The sequence below is a fragment of the Pseudomonas sp. KH_027 genome (assembly GCF_057838565.1).
Genome location: NZ_CM174470.1, coordinates 1,815,788 through 1,838,160 on the forward strand (window position 1 = coordinate 1,815,788; position 22,373 = coordinate 1,838,160).

The following is a 22,373-nucleotide window of genomic DNA, read 5'->3' on the forward strand; positions in this document are numbered from 1 at the left end:
AAGCTTGGCCGAATCGTCGTGAGCACGGCAGGATTGGCGTCGTTAGACTGGGGCTCGGCTTGCATCGAGCCCTGCCTTGGCGAAGCAGCATCCAGGAGAACGTCCCCATGCGTGAATACCTTGACCCCGGCCGCTTCATTGATAGTGACCACCCGCTGCTGGTGGAGTTCGCCGAGCGCATGCGCGGCAGCAGCCGTGACCCGCTCGAGCAGGCGGTGAGCCTGTACTACGCGGTGCGCGATGGCATCCGCTACAACCCCTATGTCTTCAGCCTTGACCCGGAAACCTTGAAGGGCAGCCATGCACTGGCGGCAGGCGAAAGCTATTGCGTGCCCAAGGCCACATTGCTGGCGGCCTGTGCGCGGCACTGCGGGATACCCGCGCGGATCGGCCTGGCGGATGTGCGCAATCACCTGTCGACGCCGCGCCTGCTGGAGTTGTTGCGCAGCGAAGTGTTCGCCATGCACGGCTACACCGAGTTCTATCTCGATGGGCGCTGGGTCAAGGCCACGCCAGCGTTCAACCTCAGCCTGTGCCAGTTATTCAAGGTGGCGCCGCTGGAGTTCGATGGGCGAGCCGACAGTGTGTTTCAGCCGTTCAACCTGGAGGGCCAGCGCCATATGGAGTACCTGGCCGATCACGGTCAGTTCGCCGATCTGCCGCAAGGGCTGTTTTTCGCTCATCTGGCGAGCTGTTATCCGCACCTGTTCGCGGCTGATGCGCCGCAGGTGACGGGTAACTGGCAGGCTGAGATGCACGCGCAACCATGAACCGGGTCGATAGCTGACATCGATCCGGCGGTCTTTATTCCTGCGCGCGCAGTGGTTAGGGTGCCTGAGCTGGAGCAGCGTGGGACGGTCGAGCCGCAGGAGAGTGCGCAATGCTGGAAGTCTGGGGGCGAAAGAACTCCACCCACGTCATGAAGGTGCTTTGGTGCGCTGAGGAAGTGGCTGCGTCCTACGAGGCGATGCCGCACCTGAGCGCTTGGTATGAGCGCCTGAAGCCGCACTCGGCGGTGATGACGGCGTTGACCTGAGCGGCCATAAAGTTTCTGCCTGCAGGCCAACAGGCGATAGACTTGGCCGTTTGTATTGAGCGGCTAAAGTCTTTAACCAAACCCATTCATTTTTTGGTGTGTGTATTTCTTATGAGTTCTGCTCTGTCCATCCGGCAGTTGACCAAAACCTACGGCAATGGCTTTCAGGCCCTTCACGGCATTGATCTGGAAGTGGCCGAGGGCGACTTTTTTGCCTTGCTCGGCCCCAATGGCGCTGGCAAATCCACCACCATCGGCATCATGTCGACCTTGGTCAACAAGAGCAGTGGCACGGTGAATGTGTTTGGCCATGACCTCGACCGCAACCCGTCCGCGCTCAAGCGCTGCCTGGGGGTGGTGCCGCAGGAGTTCAACTTCAACCAGTTCGAGAAGGTCTTCGATATCGTCGTGACCCAGGCCGGTTACTACGGTATTCCGCTGCGTATCGCCAAGGACCGCGCCGAGCAGTACCTGACCCAACTGGGGCTGTGGGACAAGCGCAACGCGCCGTCGCGCGAGCTCTCCGGCGGCATGAAACGCCGCTTGATGATCGCCCGCGCCTTGGTGCATCAGCCGCGCCTGCTGATTCTCGACGAACCCACCGCGGGTGTGGATATCGAGCTGCGCCGTTCGATGTGGACCTTCCTCACCGAGCTCAACGAGCAGGGCATCAGCATCATCCTGACCACCCACTACCTGGAAGAGGCCGAGCAACTGTGCCGCAATATCGGCATCATCGACCACGGCCGGATCGTCGAGAACACCAGCATGCGCGAGCTGCTGAAGAAGCTGCATGTGGAGACCTTTCTGCTCGATTTGAAAGAGTCGCTGCTGGTGCCGCCGCAGTTGATCGGTTACCCGTCACAGCTGCTCGATCACCACACCCTGGAAGTGCAAGTGGACAAGAGCGAGGGGGTGACCGAGCTGTTCCGGCAGTTGGCGCTGCAGAATATCGAGGTGCTCAGCCTGCGTAACAAAACCAATCGCCTGGAGGAGCTGTTCGTCTCCCTGGTGGAGAAAAATCTGGCGAAGGTGGCGGTATGAATTCGCAGCTGATCAACACAGAACTGCAGGCGAACTGGGTCGCCCTGAATACCATCGTCTATCGGGAAATTCGCCGCTTCATGCGGATCTGGCCGCAAACCCTGCTACCGCCAGCGATCACCATGGTCTTGTACTTCGTCATCTTCGGCAATTTGATCGGCCGGCAGATCGGCGACATGGGTGGCTTCACCTACATGGAGTACATCGTGCCGGGCCTGATCATGATGTCAGTGATCACCAACGCCTACGGCAATGTGGTGTCGAGCTTCTTCGGCAGCAAATTCCAGCGCTCGGTTGAGGAACTGATGGTGGCGCCGGTCTCGCCGCACACCATCCTCCTCGGCTACACCATAGGTGGCGTGCTGCGCGGCCTGGCGGTAGGGCTGATCGTCACCCTGTTGTCGCTGTTCTTCACCGATTTGCAGGTGCATCACCTGGGTATCACCATTCTGGTGGTGCTGCTGACCGCAACCATCTTCTCCCTGGGCGGCTTCATCAACGCGGTTTACGCGCGCAATTTCGATGACATTTCGATCATCCCGACTTTCGTGCTGACGCCGTTGACCTACCTGGGCGGGGTGTTCTATTCGATCAACCTGCTGCCGCCGTTCTGGCAGACGGTGTCCATGGCCAACCCGGTGCTGCACATGGTCAATGCCTTCCGCTACGGCATTCTCGGCGTCTCGGATATCCGCATCAGTATTGCCATCGGTTTCATGCTGGTCGCAACCGCGGTGCTGTATGTGGTCTGCATCCGTCTGCTGGTCAGCGGCCGTGGCATGCGTCAGTAAGCGCAGCGGCTAAATATAGTGAAACATCTTTGACGGCTGGATTGCACAAGACAGGCCGTTAGACTCAGCCTCAACAAAAATCCGGGGTTGTATATGTTCGGCTATCCGCGTGCTTGGCTTGGGGCTGTTTCGCTGCTGCTGGCTGTCGGTTGGAGTCGGGCAGAGGAGGCCCAGGCGCCATTGGTGGAGGTGGTGCAGCCGCAGCAGGTCCTGGTGCGCGACGAACTGATCACCTTCGGCTCGCTGCGTTCGGAGGAGTCGGTGATGATCCGCTCGGAAATCGCCGGGCGTTTGGACCGCCTGAATTTCCGCGAGGGGCAGCCGGTAAAGGCTGGCGACTTGCTGCTCAGCCTGGATGGTTCGATCGTCCGCGCCGAACTGGCCCTGGCCCAGGCCAACCTGGACCTGGCGGAAAAGAACTTCCAGCGTGGCCAGATGCTGTTCAAGCGCGGCGCCAGCAACGCTCAGGCCCTCGACGAAGCCCAAACCCAGCAACAAGCCGCACGTGCCAGCCTGGCCCTGTCGCAGGCACGCATGGATAAAACGCAGATCCACGCGCCTTATTCCGGGGTGCTGGGGTTGCGCCAAGTCAGCCCGGGCGACTACCTCAGCGCCGGCCAGGACATCGTCAACCTCGAGGTACTGGACCCGCTCAAGGTGGATTTCCGCATTCCGCAGAAAGCCGTCAGCCAGATCCGCCTGCGACAGCCGATCGAGATCACCCTGGATACCTTTCCCGGCGAACGCTTCATCGGCGAGATCTCGGCGATCAACCCGCGGCTGGATGAGGTCGGCCGCAGCCAGGCGGTGCGCGCCAGCCTCGGCAATGCCACGCAACGGCTGAAACCCGGGCAGTTCGTCAAGGTCTCGGTGATCCTCGCCGAGCGCCCCGAGGCCCTGGTGATCCCGGAAGAGGCGGTGATGCCGCTGGGCGACAAGCAGATGGTCAACCTGGTGATCGACAATAAGGTCGAGTTGCGGGAAATCCGGCTCGGCCGTCGCCAGGCCGGGCAGGTGGAAGTGCGCGAAGGCGTCAGCCTGGGCGACACCCTGATCAGCGCCGGCTGGCAGAAGGTCAAGCCGGGCATGGCGGTACGTATCAAACGGGTGGGAGGCGGCGCATGACGCTGTCGGACATCTGTATCCGGCGGCCGGTGTTTGCCACCGTACTGTCGCTGATCGTGGTCCTGGTCGGCCTGATGGCCTACGAACGCCTGAAGGTGCGCGAATACCCGAATATCGACGTGCCGATCGTCACGGTGACGGTGATCTACCCCGGCGCCAGCCCGGAGATCATGGAGTCCCAGGTGGCGCAGCCGGTCGAGGACGTGCTCTCCGGCATCGAGGGGCTGGATTTCGTCAGCTCCATCAGCCGCGCGGAAAACACTCAGATCACCGCGCAGTTTCGTCTGGGCAGCAACTCCGACGAGGCGGCCAACGACGTGCGCGACCGCCTGGGGCGGGTCCGAGGCCTGTTGCCGGACGAGATCGACGAACCCCTGGTGCAAAAGGTCGAAGCGGACGCACAGCCGGTGATCTGGCTGGCCTTCTTCAGCGAGCGCTATTCGGCGATGGACATCACCGACCTGCTGGAGCGGGTGATCAAAGACCGGCTGCAGACCATTTCCGGTGTGTCCGAGGTGCAGGTGCGGGGCGCGCGCACCTTCGCCATGCGCATCTGGCTGGACCCGGAAAAGCTCGCCGCGCACAACCTGACCGTACTGGACGTGGAAAATGCCTTGCGTCGCGAGAACGTCGAGATCCCTGCCGGGCGCATCGAGTCGGTGCAGCGCGAATTCACCGTGCTGGCCGAAACCGACCTGAAGACCCCGGATGAATTCAACAACCTGATCCTCGACGATTCGCGCGGTTACCTATTGCGCCTGGCGGATGTCGGGCATGCGTTGATCGGTGCCGCCGACGAGCGCAGCATCGTGCGCTACAAGGGCCGCCCGGCGGTGAGCCTGGGGCTGATCAAACAGGCCACCGCCAATCCGCTGGATGTCTCCGATGGCCTCGCCGAGGCCATGCCCGAGATCCGCGCGCTGCTGCCCGAAGGCATGGAAATGGCGGTGGCCAACGACAACTCACAGTTTATCCGCGAGTCGATCGAGAACGTTTACATCACCATCTGGGAAGCGGTGGCGCTGGTCATCCTGATCATCTTCATCTTTCTGCGCTCCCTGCGCGCGACGCTGATTCCACTGGTGACCATTCCGGTCTCGCTGATCGGCGCCTTTGCCTTGATGTTGTTGATGGGGTTCAGCATCAACACCCTGACCCTGTTGGCCATGGTGCTGGCGATCGGGTTGGTGGTGGACGATGCCATCGTCATGCTGGAGAACATCCACCGGCATATCGAGGAGGGCCTGTCGCCGCTGCAGGCGGCGCTCAAGGGCAGCCGCGAAATCGCTTTCGCGGTGATCGCCATGACCCTGACCCTGGCCGCCGTGTTCGCCCCGATCGGCTTCATGCAGGGCACCACCGGCAAGCTGTTCACCGAGTTCGCCTGGACCCTGGCCGGCGCCGTGCTGGTCTCCGGCTTCGTGGCGCTGACCCTGACGCCGATGATGTGCGGGCGGCTGCTCAAGGCCCATCGGCCGAACCAGCGGCATAACCGCGTGTATAACGGGATCGAAGATTTCCTCCATGGCCTGACGCAGGGCTACAGGCGCCTGCTGAGCCGGGCGCTGGGCGCCTGGGTGGCGGTACTCATGCTGCTGTTGGCGATTTTCCTGGCCTGTGCCTGGTTGTTCAGCGGGTTGAAGGCCGAGCTGGCGCCGACCGAGGACACCGGCACCATCATCAGCATCCTCAATGGCCCGGACGGCGCCACCCTCGATTACACCAGCCGTTATGCCCGCGAGCTGGAGCAGGCTTACGAGAGCATTCCCGAAACCAATCGTTACCTGGTGATCGCCGGTTTCCCGACCGTGGCCCAGGGTATTTCCTTTATGAAGCTGGAGGACTGGGCGGAGCGCACGCGCAGCCAGTTCGAGATCCGCGATGAACTGCTGCCAAAGCTGCGGGATATCACCGGCCTGCGGGCCTTCCCGGTCAACCGGCCGCCCTTGGGGCAGAGCGCGCGCAACCAACCGGTGAACCTGGTGGTCCGCTCGTCGCTGGAATATGCCGAGTTGCAGGTCTATGTCGAGCAGCTGCTGGCCAAGGTCCGCGACTACCCGGGGCTGGAAAGCACCGACAGTGACCTCAAGCTCAATACGCCGCAGCTGAAAATCGCGGTCAATCGCGAGCAGGCCGTGGCCGTCGGTACCGACGTGGCAACCATCGGCCGCAGCCTGGAGAGCCTGTTCGGCAGCCGCCAGGTCACCCGCTTCAAGCAGAACGGCGAGCAGTACGACGTGCTGGTGCAACTGGCGGATGTCGACCGCAGCAACCCCGCGGACCTGGACCGTGTGTACGTGCGCGGTCGCGATGAGCGCATGGTGCAGTTGTCGAACCTGATCGAGGTGCGCGAGACGGTGGCGCCGCGCGAACTCAACCACTTCAACCAGTTGCGGGCGGTGACCGTCAGTGCCAACGTCGGCGCCGGCTTTACCCTGGGTGAGGCCCTGGCGCACCTGGAGAACGCCGCGCGGGAAGTCTTTCCGCCGGACACCCAGTACGACTTCACCGGCACCTCGCGGGACTTCAAGGAGTCCAGCGCCGGCATCGCGCTGATCTTCGCCCTGGCCCTGGTGTTCATTTACCTGGTGCTGGCGGCGCAGTTCGAAAGTTTCATCGACCCGCTGATCATCCTCTTCAGCGTGCCGCTGTCGATGGCCGGCGCCTTGCTGGCGCTGAAGCTGTTCGGTGGCACGCTGAATATTTACTCCCAGGTCGGCCTGGTGACACTGATCGGCCTGATCACCAAGCACGGTATTCTGATCGTCGAGTTCGCCAACAACCTGTTGCGCCAGGGCGAGGAGCTGCGCGCGGCGGTGATCGACGCCTCGGTGCAGCGCCTGCGCCCGATCCTGATGACCACCGGCGCCATGGTGCTGGGTTCGCTGCCCCTGGCCATCGCCAGCGGTGCCGGCGCCGAGAGCCGTCAGCAGATCGGCCTGGTGATAGTCGGCGGCCTGCTGGTAGGCACTTTTTTTACCCTGTTCGTGATCCCCACCCTGTACCTGTTGCTGCGGCGCTGGCGGCCGTTACGGGTGGAGGAGGGGCTGCCGGTCATGACCTGATGGATGGCTGACGGCGGCTCCGGGCTGAAAGCACGGCAAAAACTGTATACACTTGCCGCGTTTTGATTAGCCAGGTTTTCCGTCATGCATCCCGCTGCCGAACATTCGCCGCTGGGTAAATCCAGCGAATACATCGCCACGTACACCCCGTCCCTGTTGTTTCCGATTCCGCGCGCGGCCAAGTGGGCCGAGCTGGGGCTGACGGCCGAGACGCTGCCGTATCAGGGCGTGGATTTCTGGAACTGCTTCGAGCTGTCCTGGCTGCTGCCGTCCGGTAAACCTGTGGTGGCGATTGGCGAGTTCGCGATCCCGGCGGATTCGCCGAATATCATCGAGTCGAAATCCTTCAAGCTCTACCTCAACTCGCTGAACCAGAGCGTGTTTGCCGATGCGGCGGGGTTGCGGGCGGTTCTCGAACAGGATCTGTCCGCAGCCGCCGGCAAGCCGGTAAGCGTGCGCGTGCGCAGCCTGGCGGACGTGGAAGCGGAGGGCGTGACGCGCCTGCCGGGCGTCTGCATCGATGAGCTGGATATCAGCATCAGCAACTACCAGCAGCCGCAACCCGAACTGCTGCGCTGCGACGCGACGCGGGTCGTCGAGGAAAGCCTGCACAGCCATCTGCTCAAATCCAACTGCCCGGTCACCGGGCAGCCGGACTGGGGCAGCGTGGTGGTGGAGTATCGGGGGGCGGCGCTGGATCACGCCAGCCTGCTGGCGTATCTGGTCAGCTTCCGCCAGCACGCGGATTTCCATGAGCAGTGCGTTGAGCGCATCTTCCTCGATCTGCAGCGCCTGTTGCAGCCGCAAAAACTGACGGTGTATGCGCGTTACGTGCGGCGCGGCGGTTTGGACATCAACCCTTACCGCAGCAGTGGCGCCATCGCGCCGGATAATCGTCGCCTGGTGCGCCAGTAAGCAAAACCCCGGCTGCGGCCGGGTTTTTGCTTGGCGGGGAGTCAGATCCCCATATTGGCCAGGCTTTGCACAATGTTGCGCAGGGTGCCGGCCAGGGTCGGGTGCTCGACTTCGAAACGCTCCACGGCGAGATTCACACCGTCCACCAGGTTGATGTCCGGCGCGCTGGCTTCGCGTGCCAGTTGCAGTTCGATCTGGCTCGCCAGTTCCTGCAGGTGGGCACGCTCCTCGTCGGTGAGTGGCGAGCCTTTTTCCAGTTGCTCGCGCAGTTCGTTCAATTGCTGCTGCAGTTCGCGGGCAGGCATGGCGTTATTCCTCCGTAAATAGGCAAAAGCATTGACCTTGCGCCTGCGCGAAAGGTCCCTACCTGCTTAGAGGTTAATCCAAGCGCGTGGTCTTTGCCTGATCTCGATCAAGTGTGCAGCAGACGTTCGAGCGCGGGATAAAAGTGTTCCAGTGGCGGCGTGCGCATGCTCGGGTCCTTGGCCAGATCGTCCAGACGACGCAGCAGCAGAGCCTCCTGGGCGAATGGTGCGCGCAGAAAGGCCTGCACCTCGCGTCCATCGAAGGGGCCGCCTTGCAGTTCCAGGCTCTGTTGCGACGCTGGCGATAGCGCGGCATGGTAGCCCGTGTCCGTTGCACAGAGATAACGCTTGGCTGCGACATGCAGGCGGATCGGCTGCCACACGGCTTCCGGCAGCAGCGGGCGCAGCAGTTCGCCGGCCAGCTCCTCATGGCGCAGATCGTGGAGCTCGATGGCTGCCGGGTCTTCATAGAGATGGGCAATGTCGTGCAGCAGTGCGGCAATCACCAGGTCTTCGCTGCAGCCCGAGCGCTCGGCCAGGGTGGCGCATTGCAGCGCGTGTTGCGCCTGGCCGACGGCCTCGCCATAAGGCTCGGCGCCACGTCGGGCGAAGAGTTCAGCCAGTTGCCCGGTAAAGTCTTGGCGGTTGAGCATCAGGGCTTTTCACCTTTCTGCCGGCGAATCGCGAGGTCGGTCAGGCTGGGGCCCAGCTCGGCCAAGTGGTCGACTACCGAGTGCACGCCCAGGCGGTACAGCTCGAGAGTGGCTTGGGCCCGCAGTTGATCGCGTTCGAGTGCCGGGAGTGCCTGCCAGTCAGCCGGCGCCTGCCCGCACAACGAGCCGCAGGCCGCCAGGCCAACGGTCCAGAGCCCGGCGTTCAGCCCGGCCTGCAGCAGCCGCGGCTCGCCGCTGATCAATACGCAGCCAGTCAGATTGGCGACTCGTAACGCCATCAGCGCCTGCCAACAGGCATCCGGTGCCGGCCAGGGACGGCTGCTGCTGTGTGTCGGGTGCAGCCAGCTGGGCAGGGGGCTGGCCAGGCGGGTGCTGGCGTCGCGCGGCAGCTCATCGAGCCAGGCGCAGGGCACACCGTGCTGCTGCAAGTGTTCCAGCAGTGCCAGTGCGCCAGGGGTGAGCTCGGCGTGTTCGTCGGCGGTCTGAGCAAGGGTCTGGTTCAGGTCGAGCAGCTCTGTCGGCTGCGCCACACGCCCCAGGGTGGCGGCCAACGCCATGGCCGGCGCCAATTGCGCGGGCAGGCGTTGGCCCGCGCTGGCGGGATAGAGGCGCTGGAGCGTAACCGGCAAGGTGCGCGCACCGAAATCCACCAGGCAGCCGGACAGGCCGAAGAGCACGGCGGTAAAGGCGGGCGGGGCTATGGCTGGGGGTTGCATGCTGTTCATCCGGAGGGTGTCTAATGCAGAGTAAATAGCGCAGATGACGGCTGGATGAAGTTTGTGTGACGGGCGCCGTTAACGGGGCGGTCGCGATGATCGCCGTGTCAGGATTCGAGCTTTTTACGCCGACTCAGCCGCCTTGGTCGTGCCTGCCTGCCCCCGTACACCTGGTGTGAGGGGGCGGGCTCGGGGTGCTAATCCGCGCTGTCGAGATTGTTCATAAGGCGCGCACGGTATTTTTCGTGCCGCGCGGATCTTCGCTATGCTGCCAAAAACGGTGTTTGTGGCTTTATACTGCGCCGCTCATTTGGCGGACCCCGCGTCCCCTCACTACTTTCTCTCGGAGAGACTGCACATGCGTTTGATCGCCACGAGTTGGGTCGATCGTCTAGGTCAACTGTTTGTCTGTGCCAGCCTGGCGCTGCTGCCGGCGATGGCACAGGCCGCTGAAGAAGATCCTTGGGAGGGCTTCAACCGCGCGATATTCAGCTTCAACGATACGCTCGACATCTACGCGCTCAAGCCGCTGGCGCAGGGCTACCAGGCGGTGACGCCACAGTTCCTCGAAGACGGCATCCACAACGTATTCAGCAACGTTGGCGAGGTCGGCAACCTGGCCAACGACCTTTTGCAAGGCAAGGTGCATGACGCCGGTGTCGATACCAGCCGCCTGATTTTCAACACCACCTTTGGTTTGCTGGGCTTTTTCGATGTGGCCAATAAGATGGGCCTGCAACGCAACGATGAAGACTTCGGCCAGACCTTCGGCGCCTGGGGCCTGGGCAGCGGTCCTTATCTGGTCTTGCCGCTGTTGGGGCCAAGCACCGTGCGGGATGCTACGGGCAAGATTCCCGATAGCTTCCTCGAACCCTACCCGTACATCAACGATGTGCCGGCGCGCAACGTAGCGCGTGCGGTGGATGTGGTCGATACCCGTGCCAGCCTGCTGTCGGCCGAGAAGATGATCAGCGGCGACAAGTACCTGTTCATCCGCAATGCGTTCCTGCAGAACCGTGAGTTCAAGGTCAAAGACGGTCAGGTCGAAGACGATTTCTAAGCGTTTTGATTTCCAGATATGACAAAGGCGGCCTTGGCCGCCTTTGTCATATTCTGTGTCGGGCTATTTCATCGACAGGATCAACAGCCCCAAGGATTGGCGGCCATCTGCAAGTGCCGTGACCCGTACCACCTCGCCCTCGGCGTCGAGGCCCTTGAGTTCGTTGTGTTCGGAAGCGATATGCACGCGAACCTTCTCTCCCAGGCTTACCGAGCTCTCGGCTTCCAGCTGCATGCCGGTGCTGGACAGGTCCAGGCACAGTGCCGGGATGTCCCGGCCGGCGTGTTGCAGGGTGACGGGTGCTTCCAGGCGCATACGGATGTAATCGCGTTTCTCGGTGTAGGCATGATCGCTTTGGCTCATTGGCCAGGTCCTCTGATTTTTATAGACTCTCCTTCGATTCTTATAACCTTCGCCTCTTTAAGCTGTAAAGGCGCCTGACGACGATCGGCGTAAGCTTGAATCGATGAACGGATGGGAGTACCGTCTGCGCCTTGAAGTGATCTGCGAGTACACGCGTCCTGGCTTATCCCGCCTGACGCATATGCCAACTATCCCTGGCGCCGTTTGCCTGGTACCCCATGCACAATTCCAGTGCCTCGCTGCTGATTATTGACGACGACGAAGTAGTGCGCGCGAGTCTCGCGGCCTACTTGGAAGACAGTGGCTTCAGCGTCCTGCAAGCGAGTAATGGCTTGCAAGGACTGCAGGTCTTCGAGCAGAAAAAACCTGATCTGGTGATTTGCGACTTGCGCATGCCGCAGGTTGACGGCTTGGAGCTGATTCGCCGCATCAATGCCTTGGACGTCGAGACACCGGTGATCGTTGTCTCCGGTGCCGGCGTGATGAGCGATGCAGTCGAAGCCTTGCGCCTGGGCGCCGCTGACTACCTGATCAAACCGCTGGAAGACCTCGCCGTGCTCGAACACTCGGTGCGCCGTGCGCTCGACCGTTCGCACTTGCGTCTGGAAAACCGTCGTTATCGCGAAAAGCTCGAGGTGGCCAACCGCGAGCTGCAAGCCAGCCTGCACTTGTTGCAGGAGGACCAGAACGCCGGGCGGCAGGTGCAGATGAATATGCTGCCGACGACGCCTTGGGCGGTCGATGGTTTGCAGTTCGCCCACCAGATCATCCCTTCGCTGTATCTGTCGGGGGATTTCGTCGACTACTTCCGCCTGGATGATCGGCGCATCGCCTTCTACCTGGCCGATGTTTCCGGGCACGGCGCTTCCTCGGCATTCATCACCGTGCTGTTGAAGTTCATGACCACCCGGCTGCTGTACGAGTCGCGTCGCGGTGGGCTGCTGCCGGAGTTCAAACCTTCGGATGTGCTCGGGCATATCAACCGTGGGCTGATCAACTGCAAGCTGGGCAAGCATGTGACCATGCTCGGCGGGGTGATCGATGAGCACAGCGGCCAATTGACCTACAGCATTGGCGGTCATCTGCCGCTACCTGTGCTGTATAGCCAGGGTGAGGCGCATTACCTGGAAGGTCGTGGGCTGCCGGTGGGCTTGTTTACCGAGGCGACTTACACCGACCATGTGATGGCGCTGCCGGAGTCATTCAGCCTGACCTTGCTCTCGGACGGCATTTTGGACCTTTTGCCGGGCGATACACTCAAAGAAAAGGAAGCGGTGTTACCGCAATTGGTATGCACGGCGGGCGGCAGTCTGGATGGACTGCGCCAGGTGCTTGGACTGGCTGATCTCAGTGATATGCCAGATGATATTGCCTTGCTGGTGTTAAGCAGGAACCTTGCATGAGTGCTGCTGTATGAGTACCGGTAGAATTCAATTCGCTGAGCAGAACGGCACCTTCGTTCTCAAGTTCGTCGGCGAAGTGCGTCTGACGCTTTGTTCAGCGCTGGATGCGACTATTGAAAAAATCTTCACTGCGCTGAATTTCTCGGCAATCGTCATCGACTTGACGGAGACGCGCAGCATCGACAGCACCACGCTGGGGTTGCTGGCCAAGCTCTCGATCCTTTCGCGGCAGAAGATCGGCCTGCTACCGACCGTGGTGACGACGCATCCGGATATCACCCGGTTGTTGCAGTCGATGGGCTTCGATCAGGTGTTCAATATCGTCGACCGGCCGATCCTGTGCCCCGACAGCCTGGCCGACTTGCCCTCGCAGGATCAGTCGGAAGAGGTGGTGAAAGCCAAAGTGCTGGAAGCCCACCGCATCCTGATGGGGCTCAACGAGTCCAATCGCGAAGCCTTCCACGACCTGGTCAGCGCCCTCGAGCGCAGCTGACTAGTAGCCTGTTCGGTTAGTTCGTTAACTTAAATTCGGATGCCGGGAGTCGCGAGGCAAGGCGCAACGACGAGTCGTAGCACGGCTACGGCGAGGGATTGCAACGCTGGATCGCGGCTTCAGGCGCCGAAGTTAACGAATGGAACCAGCCACACAGGCCACTAACCCACCCTGGATCTGCATGCCAACGCGCGAGGCCTTATGGGGCTCGCGCGTTGTGCGTTCTAGCGTTTGGTGGCGAGCAGGGCTTCGAGTTTTTCCTGGTCGCGGGCGAACAGGCGAATGCCTTCGGCGAGTTTCTCGGTGGCCATCGCATCCTCGTTCATTGCCCAGCGGAAACCGCTCTCGTCAAGGCTCTGGCGCGCCTCGCCAGGCTTGCCCGTGGCCAGTTTGCGCTCCAGCGGGCTGTGGTCGTCCGCCAGTTGCTGCAGCAGTTCCGGGCTGATGGTCAGGCGGTCGCAGCCGGCCAGTTGTTCGATCTGCCCCAGGTTGCGGAAGCTCGCACCCATCACCACGGTGCTGTGGCCATTGGCTTTGTAGTAGTTGTAGATCCGGGTGACGGAACGTACGCCAGGATCATCCGCGCCGACAAAGTCGCGGCCTTCGGTTTTCTTGTACCAGTCGTAGATACGGCCGACGAAGGGCGAGATCAGGAAGATGCCGGCGTCGGCGCAGGCGGCGGCCTGGGCGAAGGCGAACAGCAGGGTCAGGTTGGTCTGGATGCCGGCGCGCTCGAGCTGCTCGGCGGCGCGAATGCCTTCCCAGGTGGCGGCGATCTTGATCAGCACCCGCTCGCGGCCGATACCGGCCTGGTCGTAGAGACCGATCAGGCGTTCGGCGCGGCGCAAAGTGGCCTGGGTGTCGAATGACAGGCGGGCATCGACTTCGGTGGAGATGCGCCCGGGTATCACCTCGAGGATGCCCTGGCCGACGGCGACCCCAAAGCGATCGCAAGCCAGCCCCAGGTCGCCGTTACAGCCGGCTACCGCGTTGGCCAGCAGCTCGGCGTAGCCGGGCATGGCGGCGGCCTTGAGCAGCAGCGAGGGATTGGTGGTGGCATCTACCGGTTTGAGGCGGGCGATGGCGTCGATGTCGCCGGTGTCGGCGACTACGGTAGTGAACTGTTTGAGTTGATCCAGCTTGGAGGTCATAGCACAACCTTGTCGTGGCGAATGCCATGACCTTACCCGAGCCGTCGCAGCCACTCAACGGCTGCATAGTGCTATTACCCAGGATGAACGTGGTGCCCATGGCGCCGCCTACGCTCATCGTCTGCTCGTAGGCGGCGCTGTGTGAACCGAGGATCAGCGCGCAGCGGTCAGCGCCGGAGCCTGCCAGCCGCCGCCAAGGGCTTTGTAGATGGCGACGATGCCGCGATAGACCTCGACTTCCGCCTGGGCCTGGGCGTCTTCGGCAGCCAGGCGTTCGCGTTCGGCGTCGAGCAGTACGAGGAAGTCCACCGTGCCTTCGCGGTAGCGGATCGAGGCTTGATCGGCCGCCGCGCGGCTGGCTTCGCTCTGGCGCAGCAGCGAGATCAGGCGCTCCTGACGCTTGCCATAGTCGCTGAAGGCGTTTTCCGACTCTTCCAAGGCCAGCAGCACCTGCTGTTCGTAACTGGCCAGGGCGCCGTCGGCATCGGCTTCGGCGCCACGCAGGCGAGCCCGCACGCTGCCCAGGTCGAAGGCCGCCCAGCTGATGCTCGGTGCCACGCCCCAGGCCCGTGCCGCCGAGGAGCCCAGTTGCGAGCCGCGCCCGGCGGTAAAGCCGAGGAAGCCGGCGACGTTGATGCGCGGGAACAGGTCCGCGGTGGCGACCCCAATATTCGCGGTGGCCGCCGCCAGTTGCCGCTCGGCGATATGCACATCCGGGCGACGGCGCAGCAGCTCCGCCGGGTCGCCGATCGGCAGGGCTTTGGCGATCGCGGGCAAGTCTTTCGGGCCGAGGTCGACCTGCAAGGCTTCCGGCCGTTGCCCGAGCAGGGTGGCGATGCGGTTGCGAGCGCGCACTTCCTGCGCCTGCAATTGCGGCACGCTGGCCTCAGTGGCGGCCAGGCGCGCATCGGCGCGCAGCACGTCGAGTTCGTTGCCCACGCCGGCATCGCGCAGGCGTTCGGTCAGGCCGCGCGACTCCTGCTGGTTTTTCAGGTTGCTGCGAGCGATCCGTTCCCGCAGCTGGGCACCGCGCAGTTCGCCATAGGCGTCCACCAGTTCGGCGATCAGGCTGACCTGCAACTGATAGAGCTCGGCTTCGGCGACTTCCTGTTCGGCATCGCTGGCTTCCAACTGCCGCTGGATACGGCCGAACAGGTCGATCTCCCAGATCATGTCCAGGCCCAGGTCATAGCGCTCGTTGTTCACCCGCTGCTCGGTAATGCCCGGTTGCTGCGACTTGCCCAGCTCGCTGCTGGCGCGGCTGGTGACGGTCGGGAAGCGGTCATTGGCGACATCGTCGCGGATTGCCCGTGCGGCCTTCAGGCGGGCGAAGGCGACACGCAGTTGACGGTTGTCGCGCAGCGATTGCGCCACCAACTGGTTCAGCGTCGGGTCCTCGAACTGCTGCCACCAGCTCACCTCGAACTTGCTGCGGTCGTAGTCGCCGCGCCCTTCATTGAGTTGGGCGGCGGCGCTGAGGGTTGCCGGTGCGGTGTCCGGGCTTTTGTAGTCCGGGCCCACGGTGCAGGCGCTCAGCGCGAGAGCCAGCAGGGCCGGGGCGAAGGCTTTGAAGGTCATACTTTGGCCTCCAGCAGGCTGGCTTTGCGGGCCTCGCGGCGCTCGACGAAGTTACGGATCAGCACGTAGAACACCGGTGTCAGCAGCAGGCCGAAGAAGGTTACCCCGAGCATCCCGGAGAACACCGCAACCCCCATGGCATGGCGCATTTCCGCACCGGCACCGCTGGAGAACACCAGGGGCACCACGCCCATGATGAAGGCGAAGGAGGTCATCAGGATCGGCCGCAGACGCAGGCGGCAGGCCTCCAGCACCGCGGCGAGCGGGCCCATGCCTTCCTCTTGCTTGTCCTTGGCGAACTCGACGATCAGGATCGCGTTCTTACAGGCCAGCCCCACCAGTACGATCAGGCCGATCTGGGTGAAGATGTTGTTGTCGCCGCCGGAGAGGATCACTCCGGTAATGGCCGACAGCAGCGTCATCGGTACGATCAGGATCACCGCCAGCGGCAGGCTCCAGCTTTCGTACTGCGCCGCCAGCACCAGGAAGGCCAGCAATACGCAAAGCGGGAAGACGAACAGCGCGGTATTACCGGAAAGGATCTGCTGATAGGTCAGCTCGGTCCATTCGTAGGTCATGCCGTTGGGCAGTTCTTCCTTGAGCAGCTTCTCGATGGCTTTTTCCGCCTGCCCGGAGCTGTAGCCGGGTGCCGCGCCGCCGTTGATTTCCGCGGTGATGAAGCCGTTGTAGTGCATCACCCGGTCCGGGCCCGAGGTATCGCTGACCTTGACGAACGTCGACAGCGGCACCATCTCGCCACGGTTGTTGCGCACCTTCAACTGGCCGATCTGCTCGGGCTCGAGGCGGAACTGCTGCTCGGCCTGGACGTTGACCTGGTAGGTGCGGCCAAAGCGGTTGAAGTCGTTGGCGTACAGCGAACCCAGGTAGACCTGCATGGTGTCGAAGATGTCGGTGATCGCCACGCCGTGGGTCTTGGCCTTTTCCCTATCGATGGCGGCATCGACCTGGGGCACGTTGACCTGGTAGCTGGTGAACAATCCGGCCAGCTCTGGCACGTTCTGGCTCTTGGCGATGATGTTCTGGGTTTCCTTGTACAGCTCCTCGTAACCCAGGCCGCCACGGTCTTCGATCTGCAGGCGGAAGCCGCCGATGGTGCCCAGGCCTTGTACCGGTGGTGGCGGGAAGATCGCGATATAGGCGTCTTCGATACCGGCGAACTTGGCGTTCAGGGCCGCCGCGATGGCGCCTGCGGACTGGCTCGGGTCGGTGCGCTCATCAAAGGGCTTGAGCGGGGTGAAGACGATGCCGCTGTTCGGGCTGTTGGTGAAGCCGTTGATCGACAGGCCGGGGAAGGCCACCGAGTTGGCCACACCAGGCTGCTGCAGGGCGATCTCGGACATTTTCTTGATCACCGTCTCGGTACGGTCCAGGCTCGCCGCATCCGGCAACTGGGCGAACGCCACCAGGTACTGCTTGTCCTGCGGCGGCACGAAACCGGTGGGTGTGCTGGCGAAGCCGAAGTAGGTCAGCACCATCAGGCCGGCGTACACCAGCAAGGCGATGCCGCTGCCGCGGATGACGCGGGTGACGGTGCCGACATAACCATGGCTGGCACGGTCGAAGAAGCGGTTGAAGGGGCGGAACAGCCAGCCCCCGAACAGCGAGTCGAGGAACTTCGAGAAACAATCCTTCGGCGCGTCGTGGGCCTTGAGCAGTACCGCCGCCAACGCCGGCGACAGGGTCAGGGAGTTGAAGGCCGAAATCACCGTGGAAATCGCGATGGTCAGGGCGAACTGCTTGTAGAACTGCCCGGTCAATCCGGAAATGAAGGCCGCCGGGATAAACACCGCGCAGAGCACCAGCGCCGTGGCGATGATCGGGCCGGTCACTTCACGCATGGCGCGCTTGGTGGCTTCGACCGGGGTTAGACCCAGGCCGATATTCCGTTCGACGTTTTCCACCACCACGATGGCGTCATCGACCACGATGCCGATGGCCAGCACCAGCCCGAACAGCGACAAGGCGTTGAGCGAGAAACCGAACAGGTGCATCACGGCGAAGGTACCGATCAGCGAGACCGGCACCGCCACCAGCGGGATGATCGAGGCGCGCCAGGTCTGCAGGAACAGAATCACCACCAGCACAACCAGGATCAGCGCTTCAAACAGGGTGTGCACCACCGCTTCGATGGAACCACGGACGAAGATGGTCGGGTCATAGACGATGCTGAAGTCCATGCCTTCCGGGAAGCCCTTCTTCAGTTCGGCCATTTTTGCCCGAACCTCATTGGAGATGTCGATGGCGTTGGAGCCCGGGCGCTGGAAGATTGGGATGGCGACCGCAGGTTGATTGTTGAGCAACGAACGCAGCGCATATTGGCTGGAACCGAGTTCAACCCGGGCGATGTCTTTCAGGCGGGTGATTTCACCGTTGTCGCCGGCGCGAATGATGATGTTCTCGAATTCCTCTTCGCTGACCAGCCGACCCTGGGTGTTGACCGAAAGCTGGAAACTGGTGGCGCTGGGCGAGGGTGGGGCGCCCAATTGCCCAGCTGCCACCTGGCGGTTCTGCTCGCGGATAGCGCTGACCACGTCGCTGGCGGTCAGGTTGCGCGAGGCGGTCTTGTTCGGATCGAGCCAGACCCGCAGGGAGTAGTCGCCCATGCCGAACAGTTGTACGTCGCCGACACCGTTCAGGCGCGCCAGTTCGTCCTTGATATTGAGCAGGGCGTAGTTGGACAGGTAGAGCATGTCGTAGCGCTGGTCCGGCGAGGTCAGGTGCACGACCATGGTCAGGTCGGGCGAAGCCTTGTCGACGGTGATGCCGATACGCGTGACTTCTTCCGGCAGCTTGGGCTGGGTGCGGGTCACGCGGTTCTGCACCTGCACCTGGGCGTTGTCCAGGTCGGTGCCGAGGGCGAAGGTGATGGTCAGGGTGATCTTGCCGTCAGCGGTGGACTGCGAGGACATGTAGAGCATGTTCTCGACCCCGGTGATCGCCTGTTCCAGCGGCGCGGCCACGGTTTCGCCGATGACCTTGGGGTTGGCGCCGGGGAAGTTGGCGCGCACCACCACGGTCGGCGGCACCACTTCCGGGTATTCACTGATGGGCAGCTGGAACAGCGAGATCGCGCCGCCGATCAGGATCAACAGGGAAAGCACGGCGGCGAAGATCGGCCGCAGAATGAAAAACTGGGAGAAATTCATCGGTCTGGACCCTTAGCCGCGTGGCGCTGTGGCGGCGGTGGACTGCTGCACGACCCGAGGCGGGTTGGCGGCTTCCACGGCCTTGCGTTGTTCTGCCAGGGCGGCGACGGTCGCGGCATTGGCCATCGGGATGTCCTTGGGCTCCACGGTCATGCCCGGGCGGGCGCGCTGCAGCCCCTTGACCACGATGCGTTCGTCCTTGGTCAGGCCACTGCGGACGATGCGCAGACCTTCCAGCTTGGGGCCCAATTCCACGCTGCGATAACTGATGCTGTTGTCGGCGCCGAGGACCAGTACGAACTTCTTGCCCAGGTCGGTACCGACCGCCTCGTCGTTGATCAGCACGGCCGGGTAAGTGGCGCTGCCAACCAGTTTCAGGCGGGCATAGAGGCCCGGGGTGAAACGGCCAGCGCTGTTATCGAACACGGCGCGAGCACGGATGGTGCCGGTTTTCGGGTTGACCTGGTTATCGACGAAATCCATCTGGCCCAGGTGCGGGTTGCCATCTTCGTTGCTCAGGCCCAGGTAGACCGGGCTGGTCTGGCCGCGTTGACCCTGGCGAGCGAGGTCGTTGTACTTGAGGAAGACTTTTTCGTCGGCGTCGAAGTAGGCATAGACCTTGTCGGTGGAAACCAGGCTGGTGAGCAGGGTCTGCCCGGCGTTCACCAGGTTGCCGGCGGTGATTTCGGCGCGGCTGACGCGGCCATCGATGGGCGCGATGATGCGGGTGAAGCTCAGGTTCAGGCGGGCGTTTTCCAGTTGCGCCTGGATCGCCGCCACACCGGCGCGGGCTTCGAGGGCGGCGCTGGCACGGGCATCGGCCAGTTCGGCGGAAATCGCGTTGCTGGCCCGCAGGCGTTCGCCGCGGCGGGCTTCGTTCTCGGTGCGGGACAGGTTGGCGCGCACTTGTTGCAGTTGGGCTTCCAGGCCACGCACTTCAGCTTCGAACGGGCGCGGGTCGATCTGGAACAGCAGGTCGCCTTTCTTTACCAAGGCGCCTTCGGTGAAGGTGACCTTGTCGATGTAGCCGGAAACACGCGGGCGGACATCGACGGCTTGCGGTGCCTCGAGCCGGCCGGTGACCTCGTCCCACTCGTTGACCGGTTGTTGCAGCACCTGGGCGACGCTGACTTTGGCGGCCGGCAGCGCACTGGTCGCTTCGGGGGCTTTACCGCACGCGCTGATGACGATTAGGGCGAGTGCCGTCAGGGGTACGCGCAAGACCTTGAGTGACTGTTGCATGGTTGTCTCCGCCAATCGGTTTTTTGAATGGGCGGAGTGTGCTTTGGAGGTTGCGGGACGACGAATCGAACGGGGCGAAGATGACTATCAGCGAGAATGATGATTAAGCCTGCGCAAGGCTCTAGAGCAGGCTATCCGGGTCGCCGACGAACATCTGGATGCGCGAGCGCAGCCAGCGTTCGGCCGGGTCGTTGTCCTGGGCGCCACGCCAGGCCATGGACAATTCGAACGCCGGGCTTTCCATGGGCGTGTCCTCGGCGCGCACACCGCCGGCGGCGGTCAGGGCGGCGGCGGTGTAGTCCGGCACGATGGCGACCATGTCGGTGCCGGCCAATAGCGTGCCCAGGCCATTGAATTGCGGCACGGCCAGCACCACTTTGCGTGAGCGGCCGATCTTCGCCAGTTCATCGTCGATAAAACCATTCAGGTCGCCCGCGAACGACACCAGCACATGCGGGCGAGCGCAGTAGTCGTCGAGGCTCAGGCGCCCGGGTGCGGAATCCGCCCGCAGCAGTTTGGGCTGGCTGCGGCGCAAAGTCCTGCGCTTGGCATTGGCCGGGAGTTCCTCGGTATAACTGACGCCCACGGAAATTTCCCCGGAGGCGAGCAGGTTGGGCATCAGCAGGTAGTTGGCGCGACGGACCACCAGCACCACGCCCGGTGCTTCGGCGCGGATACGGCGCAGCAGCAGCGGCAGCAGGCCGAACTCGACATCGTCCGACAGGCCGATACGAAACACCGCGTTGCTGGTCGCCGGATCGAATTCCGAGGCGCGACTGACAGCCGTGGAAATCGAATCCAGCGCGGGCGACAGCAGGCCGAAAATTTCCTGGGCGCGGGCGGTAGGCTCCATGCTGCGACCGGTACGCACGAACAGCGGGTCGTCGAACAGGCTGCGCAACCGCGCCAGGGCGGCGCTGATCGCCGGCTGGCCGAGGAAGAGTTTTTCCGCCGCACGGGTCACACTGCGTTCGTGCATCAATGTTTCGAAGACGATCAACAAGTTCAGGTCGACGCGGCGCAAGTCGTTACGATTCATTCGGCGGTACCCTGATTCCTCGGTGTACTTGGTTCCCTGGGGTATGAGGCTGAAGGGCCGCGGCGCTGGCGTCAAGCGGCTGCATCATTGGCATTTATGTCGACTATCAACGGCAGCGGGTGGTTTTGCTGGCTAAGCCCCGATAAAGTCCATGGCCATTGGGAATCCATATGTGAGGTGAGCGATGTCCCGTGTAATTCGTTTCCATCAGTTCGGCCCGGCTGAAGTGCTCAAGCTGGAACAGCAGCCTGTCGCAAAACCTGCGGCAGGCGAGGTGTTGCTGCGGGTCGAAGCCATCAGCATCAGCTGGTACGACGTGATGTGGCGGCAGAACCTGGCACCGTCGCAGGCGCATTTGCCGGCTGGGCTGGGGCACGAATTGGCCGGCGTGGTGCTGGCGGTGGGCGAAGGCGTGGATGACCTGGCCGTGGGCGATAAAGTCGCCAGCTTCCCGGCCCACAGCCCGAACGACTACCCGGGCTACGGCGACGAGCTGGTGCTGCCGCGTACCTCGATCACCCGCTATCCGGAGTTGCTGACGCCAATCGAGGCCAGCGGCTTCTATACACCGCTGCTGATCGCCTATTTCGCCTATGTCGACCTGGCGCGCTTTCAACCCGGTCAGACCGTACTGGTGACCGATGCGGCGCATTGTTCCGGGCCGGCCTTTTTGCAATTGGGCAAGGCATTGGGTGCGCGGATCATCGCGGCGACCAAAGACCCTGAGGACCGTGAGCAACTGCTGGCCCTCGGCGCCGAGAAAGTCATAGTCACCGAAGAGCAGGACCTGGTCACCACCGTCAATAAATATACCGACGGGCGTGGTGTCGATATCGTCCTGGACGGCCTCGGTGGCCCGCAGATGTGCTTGCTCGGCGATGTGCTGGCGCCGCGTGGGCGGCTGGTGCTGTACGGCTTGCAGGGCGGCAACCAGACGCCGTTCCCGGCTTGTGCGGCGTTCCAGAAGAACATCCAGTTCTTCGTACACTGTATTGGCAACTTCACCGGTAAGGCTGAGCTGGGCATTCCCCAGGATCACGAAGCCCTGGATCGGGCGCTGAACGCCTTGAACCAACTGGCCCGCGATCGCGTGCTGCTGCCACGGGTCGAGAAGGTGTTCCCCTTCACCGCGTTCGTCGAGGCTCACCGCTATATGGAGCGTTGCCCGAAACAGGGGCGCGTGGTGCTGCAAGTCACTGAATAAAA

The 22,373-nt window shown here is 62.8% G+C and carries 19 protein-coding genes and 1 pseudogene; 11 read left to right on the forward strand and 9 right to left on the reverse strand.

From position 1 onward, the window contains the following. Positions 1-107 precede the first annotated feature (107 nt). From AC3IYG_RS08610 to queF, 7 genes are all read left to right on the forward strand, one after another. Complete coding sequence (locus tag AC3IYG_RS08610; RefSeq protein WP_489313359.1) at positions 108-770, forward strand: transglutaminase-like domain-containing protein; 663 nt, start codon at positions 108-110, stop codon at positions 768-770. Positions 771-880: 110 nt separating this feature from the next. Further along, positions 881-1,036, forward strand: a complete 156-nt coding sequence (locus AC3IYG_RS08615; protein ID WP_489313360.1) for a thioredoxin domain-containing protein — start codon at positions 881-883, stop codon at positions 1,034-1,036. Between the two features lie 111 nt (positions 1,037-1,147). Continuing rightward, complete coding sequence (locus AC3IYG_RS08620; protein ID WP_489313361.1) at positions 1,148-2,080, forward strand: ABC transporter ATP-binding protein; 933 nt, start codon at positions 1,148-1,150, stop codon at positions 2,078-2,080. 11 nt (positions 2,081-2,091) lie between these two features. Next, the gene (locus AC3IYG_RS08625; protein WP_489313873.1) at positions 2,092-2,871 is read left to right on the forward strand and encodes an ABC transporter permease; all 780 of its coding nucleotides are present in this window, start codon (positions 2,092-2,094) and stop codon (positions 2,869-2,871) included. A 93-nt stretch (positions 2,872-2,964) separates the two neighbouring features. Further along, on the forward strand, positions 2,965-3,996 hold the full coding sequence (locus tag AC3IYG_RS08630) for an efflux RND transporter periplasmic adaptor subunit (RefSeq protein WP_489313362.1): 1,032 nt from the start codon (positions 2,965-2,967) through the stop codon (positions 3,994-3,996). Further along, positions 3,993-7,061 (forward strand): efflux RND transporter permease subunit, encoded by a 3,069-nt coding sequence (locus AC3IYG_RS08635; protein WP_489313363.1) that lies wholly within the window; start codon positions 3,993-3,995, stop codon positions 7,059-7,061. Before AC3IYG_RS08630 ends, AC3IYG_RS08635 begins: the two co-directional genes overlap by 4 nt. An 84-nt stretch (positions 7,062-7,145) precedes the next feature. Further along, positions 7,146-7,976 carry an NADPH-dependent 7-cyano-7-deazaguanine reductase QueF gene (queF, locus tag AC3IYG_RS08640; RefSeq protein WP_489313364.1) on the forward strand — a complete coding sequence of 277 codons (831 nt, stop codon included), beginning with the start codon at positions 7,146-7,148 and terminating at the stop codon, positions 7,974-7,976. A gap of 41 nt (positions 7,977-8,017) precedes the next feature. Here the strand turns inward: queF and AC3IYG_RS08645 are convergent, their stop codons facing one another. The 3 genes and pseudogenes from AC3IYG_RS08645 to pcrP form a co-directional block, all read right to left on the reverse strand. After that, a complete protein-coding gene (locus AC3IYG_RS08645) occupies positions 8,018-8,281 on the reverse strand; it encodes a DUF4404 family protein (RefSeq protein WP_489313365.1) in 264 nt (87 codons plus the stop codon). Between the two features lie 73 nt (positions 8,282-8,354). Continuing rightward, positions 8,355-8,934: pseudogene (locus AC3IYG_RS08650) on the reverse strand (phosphonate degradation HD-domain oxygenase). Beyond that, positions 8,934-9,671 (reverse strand): HAD superfamily inactivated hydrolase PcrP, encoded by a 738-nt coding sequence (gene pcrP / locus AC3IYG_RS08655; protein WP_489313366.1) that lies wholly within the window; start codon positions 9,669-9,671, stop codon positions 8,934-8,936. The pseudogene AC3IYG_RS08650 and the gene pcrP overlap by 1 nt, the downstream one beginning before the upstream one ends. A 358-nt stretch (positions 9,672-10,029) precedes the next feature. On the opposite strand from pcrP, the gene AC3IYG_RS08660 reads away from it, so the two are divergent. After that, positions 10,030-10,731: an MlaA family lipoprotein gene (locus AC3IYG_RS08660; RefSeq protein WP_489313367.1), complete on the forward strand. Its 702-nt coding sequence runs from the start codon at positions 10,030-10,032 to the stop codon at positions 10,729-10,731. A 63-nt stretch (positions 10,732-10,794) separates the two neighbouring features. Here the strand turns inward: AC3IYG_RS08660 and AC3IYG_RS08665 are convergent, their stop codons facing one another. After that, positions 10,795-11,094 (reverse strand): PilZ domain-containing protein, encoded by a 300-nt coding sequence (locus AC3IYG_RS08665; protein WP_489313368.1) that lies wholly within the window; start codon positions 11,092-11,094, stop codon positions 10,795-10,797. A gap of 218 nt (positions 11,095-11,312) precedes the next feature. Here AC3IYG_RS08665 and rssB point away from each other — a divergent pair, with 218 nt between their 5' ends. Beyond that, on the forward strand, positions 11,313-12,497 hold the full coding sequence (gene rssB, locus AC3IYG_RS08670; RefSeq protein WP_489313369.1) for a two-component system response regulator RssB: 1,185 nt from the start codon (positions 11,313-11,315) through the stop codon (positions 12,495-12,497). Positions 12,498-12,507: 10 nt separating this feature from the next. Then, the gene (rssC, locus tag AC3IYG_RS08675; protein WP_489313370.1) at positions 12,508-12,990 is read left to right on the forward strand and encodes an anti-sigma factor antagonist RssC; all 483 of its coding nucleotides are present in this window, start codon (positions 12,508-12,510) and stop codon (positions 12,988-12,990) included. Positions 12,991-13,214: 224 nt separating this feature from the next. On the opposite strand, the gene tal is transcribed toward rssC, so the two are convergent. From tal to AC3IYG_RS08700, 5 genes are all read right to left on the reverse strand, one after another. Continuing rightward, positions 13,215-14,141: a transaldolase gene (tal, locus tag AC3IYG_RS08680; RefSeq protein ID WP_489313371.1), complete on the reverse strand. Its 927-nt coding sequence runs from the start codon at positions 14,139-14,141 to the stop codon at positions 13,215-13,217. Between the two features lie 153 nt (positions 14,142-14,294). Further along, the gene (locus AC3IYG_RS08685) at positions 14,295-15,719 is read right to left on the reverse strand and encodes an efflux transporter outer membrane subunit (protein ID WP_489313372.1); all 1,425 of its coding nucleotides are present in this window, start codon (positions 15,717-15,719) and stop codon (positions 14,295-14,297) included. Next, positions 15,716-18,886: an efflux RND transporter permease subunit gene (locus AC3IYG_RS08690; protein WP_489313373.1), complete on the reverse strand. Its 3,171-nt coding sequence runs from the start codon at positions 18,884-18,886 to the stop codon at positions 15,716-15,718. The genes AC3IYG_RS08685 and AC3IYG_RS08690 overlap by 4 nt, the downstream gene beginning before the upstream one ends. A gap of 12 nt (positions 18,887-18,898) precedes the next feature. Beyond that, positions 18,899-20,128, reverse strand: coding sequence for a multidrug efflux RND transporter periplasmic adaptor subunit MexE (mexE, locus tag AC3IYG_RS08695; protein WP_489313374.1), 1,230 nt, complete (start codon positions 20,126-20,128; stop codon positions 18,899-18,901). A gap of 121 nt (positions 20,129-20,249) precedes the next feature. Next, the gene (locus AC3IYG_RS08700; protein WP_489313375.1) at positions 20,250-21,167 is read right to left on the reverse strand and encodes a LysR substrate-binding domain-containing protein; all 918 of its coding nucleotides are present in this window, start codon (positions 21,165-21,167) and stop codon (positions 20,250-20,252) included. A 184-nt stretch (positions 21,168-21,351) separates the two neighbouring features. Here AC3IYG_RS08700 and AC3IYG_RS08705 point away from each other — a divergent pair, with 184 nt between their 5' ends. Beyond that, on the forward strand, positions 21,352-22,371 hold the full coding sequence (locus tag AC3IYG_RS08705) for a zinc-dependent alcohol dehydrogenase family protein (RefSeq protein WP_489313376.1): 1,020 nt from the start codon (positions 21,352-21,354) through the stop codon (positions 22,369-22,371). Positions 22,372-22,373 lie beyond the last annotated feature (2 nt).

Bases quoted from the DNA above. Each gene is read 5' to 3' on its own strand.
- mexE (WP_489313374.1), bottom strand. From the start codon at position 20,128: ATGCAACAGTCACTCAAGGTCTTGCGCGTACCCCTGACGGCACTCGCC.
- AC3IYG_RS08685 (WP_489313372.1), bottom strand. From the start codon at position 15,719: ATGACCTTCAAAGCCTTCGCCCCGGCCCTGCTGGCTCTCGCGCTGAGC.
- tal (WP_489313371.1), bottom strand. From the start codon at position 14,141: ATGACCTCCAAGCTGGATCAACTCAAACAGTTCACTACCGTAGTCGCC.
- AC3IYG_RS08610 (WP_489313359.1), top strand. From the start codon at position 108: ATGCGTGAATACCTTGACCCCGGCCGCTTCATTGATAGTGACCACCCG.
- AC3IYG_RS08700 (WP_489313375.1), bottom strand. From the start codon at position 21,167: ATGAATCGTAACGACTTGCGCCGCGTCGACCTGAACTTGTTGATCGTC.
- AC3IYG_RS08660 (WP_489313367.1), top strand. From the start codon at position 10,030: ATGCGTTTGATCGCCACGAGTTGGGTCGATCGTCTAGGTCAACTGTTT.
- AC3IYG_RS08630 (WP_489313362.1), top strand. From the start codon at position 2,965: ATGTTCGGCTATCCGCGTGCTTGGCTTGGGGCTGTTTCGCTGCTGCTG.
- AC3IYG_RS08690 (WP_489313373.1), bottom strand. From the start codon at position 18,886: ATGAATTTCTCCCAGTTTTTCATTCTGCGGCCGATCTTCGCCGCCGTG.
- AC3IYG_RS08635 (WP_489313363.1), top strand. From the start codon at position 3,993: ATGACGCTGTCGGACATCTGTATCCGGCGGCCGGTGTTTGCCACCGTA.
- rssB (WP_489313369.1), top strand. From the start codon at position 11,313: ATGCACAATTCCAGTGCCTCGCTGCTGATTATTGACGACGACGAAGTA.
- AC3IYG_RS08615 (WP_489313360.1), top strand. From the start codon at position 881: ATGCTGGAAGTCTGGGGGCGAAAGAACTCCACCCACGTCATGAAGGTG.
- pcrP (WP_489313366.1), bottom strand. From the start codon at position 9,671: ATGCAACCCCCAGCCATAGCCCCGCCCGCCTTTACCGCCGTGCTCTTC.
- AC3IYG_RS08645 (WP_489313365.1), bottom strand. From the start codon at position 8,281: ATGCCTGCCCGCGAACTGCAGCAGCAATTGAACGAACTGCGCGAGCAA.
- rssC (WP_489313370.1), top strand. From the start codon at position 12,508: ATGAGTACCGGTAGAATTCAATTCGCTGAGCAGAACGGCACCTTCGTT.
- AC3IYG_RS08705 (WP_489313376.1), top strand. From the start codon at position 21,352: ATGTCCCGTGTAATTCGTTTCCATCAGTTCGGCCCGGCTGAAGTGCTC.
- queF (WP_489313364.1), top strand. From the start codon at position 7,146: ATGCATCCCGCTGCCGAACATTCGCCGCTGGGTAAATCCAGCGAATAC.
- AC3IYG_RS08665 (WP_489313368.1), bottom strand. From the start codon at position 11,094: ATGAGCCAAAGCGATCATGCCTACACCGAGAAACGCGATTACATCCGT.
- AC3IYG_RS08620 (WP_489313361.1), top strand. From the start codon at position 1,148: ATGAGTTCTGCTCTGTCCATCCGGCAGTTGACCAAAACCTACGGCAAT.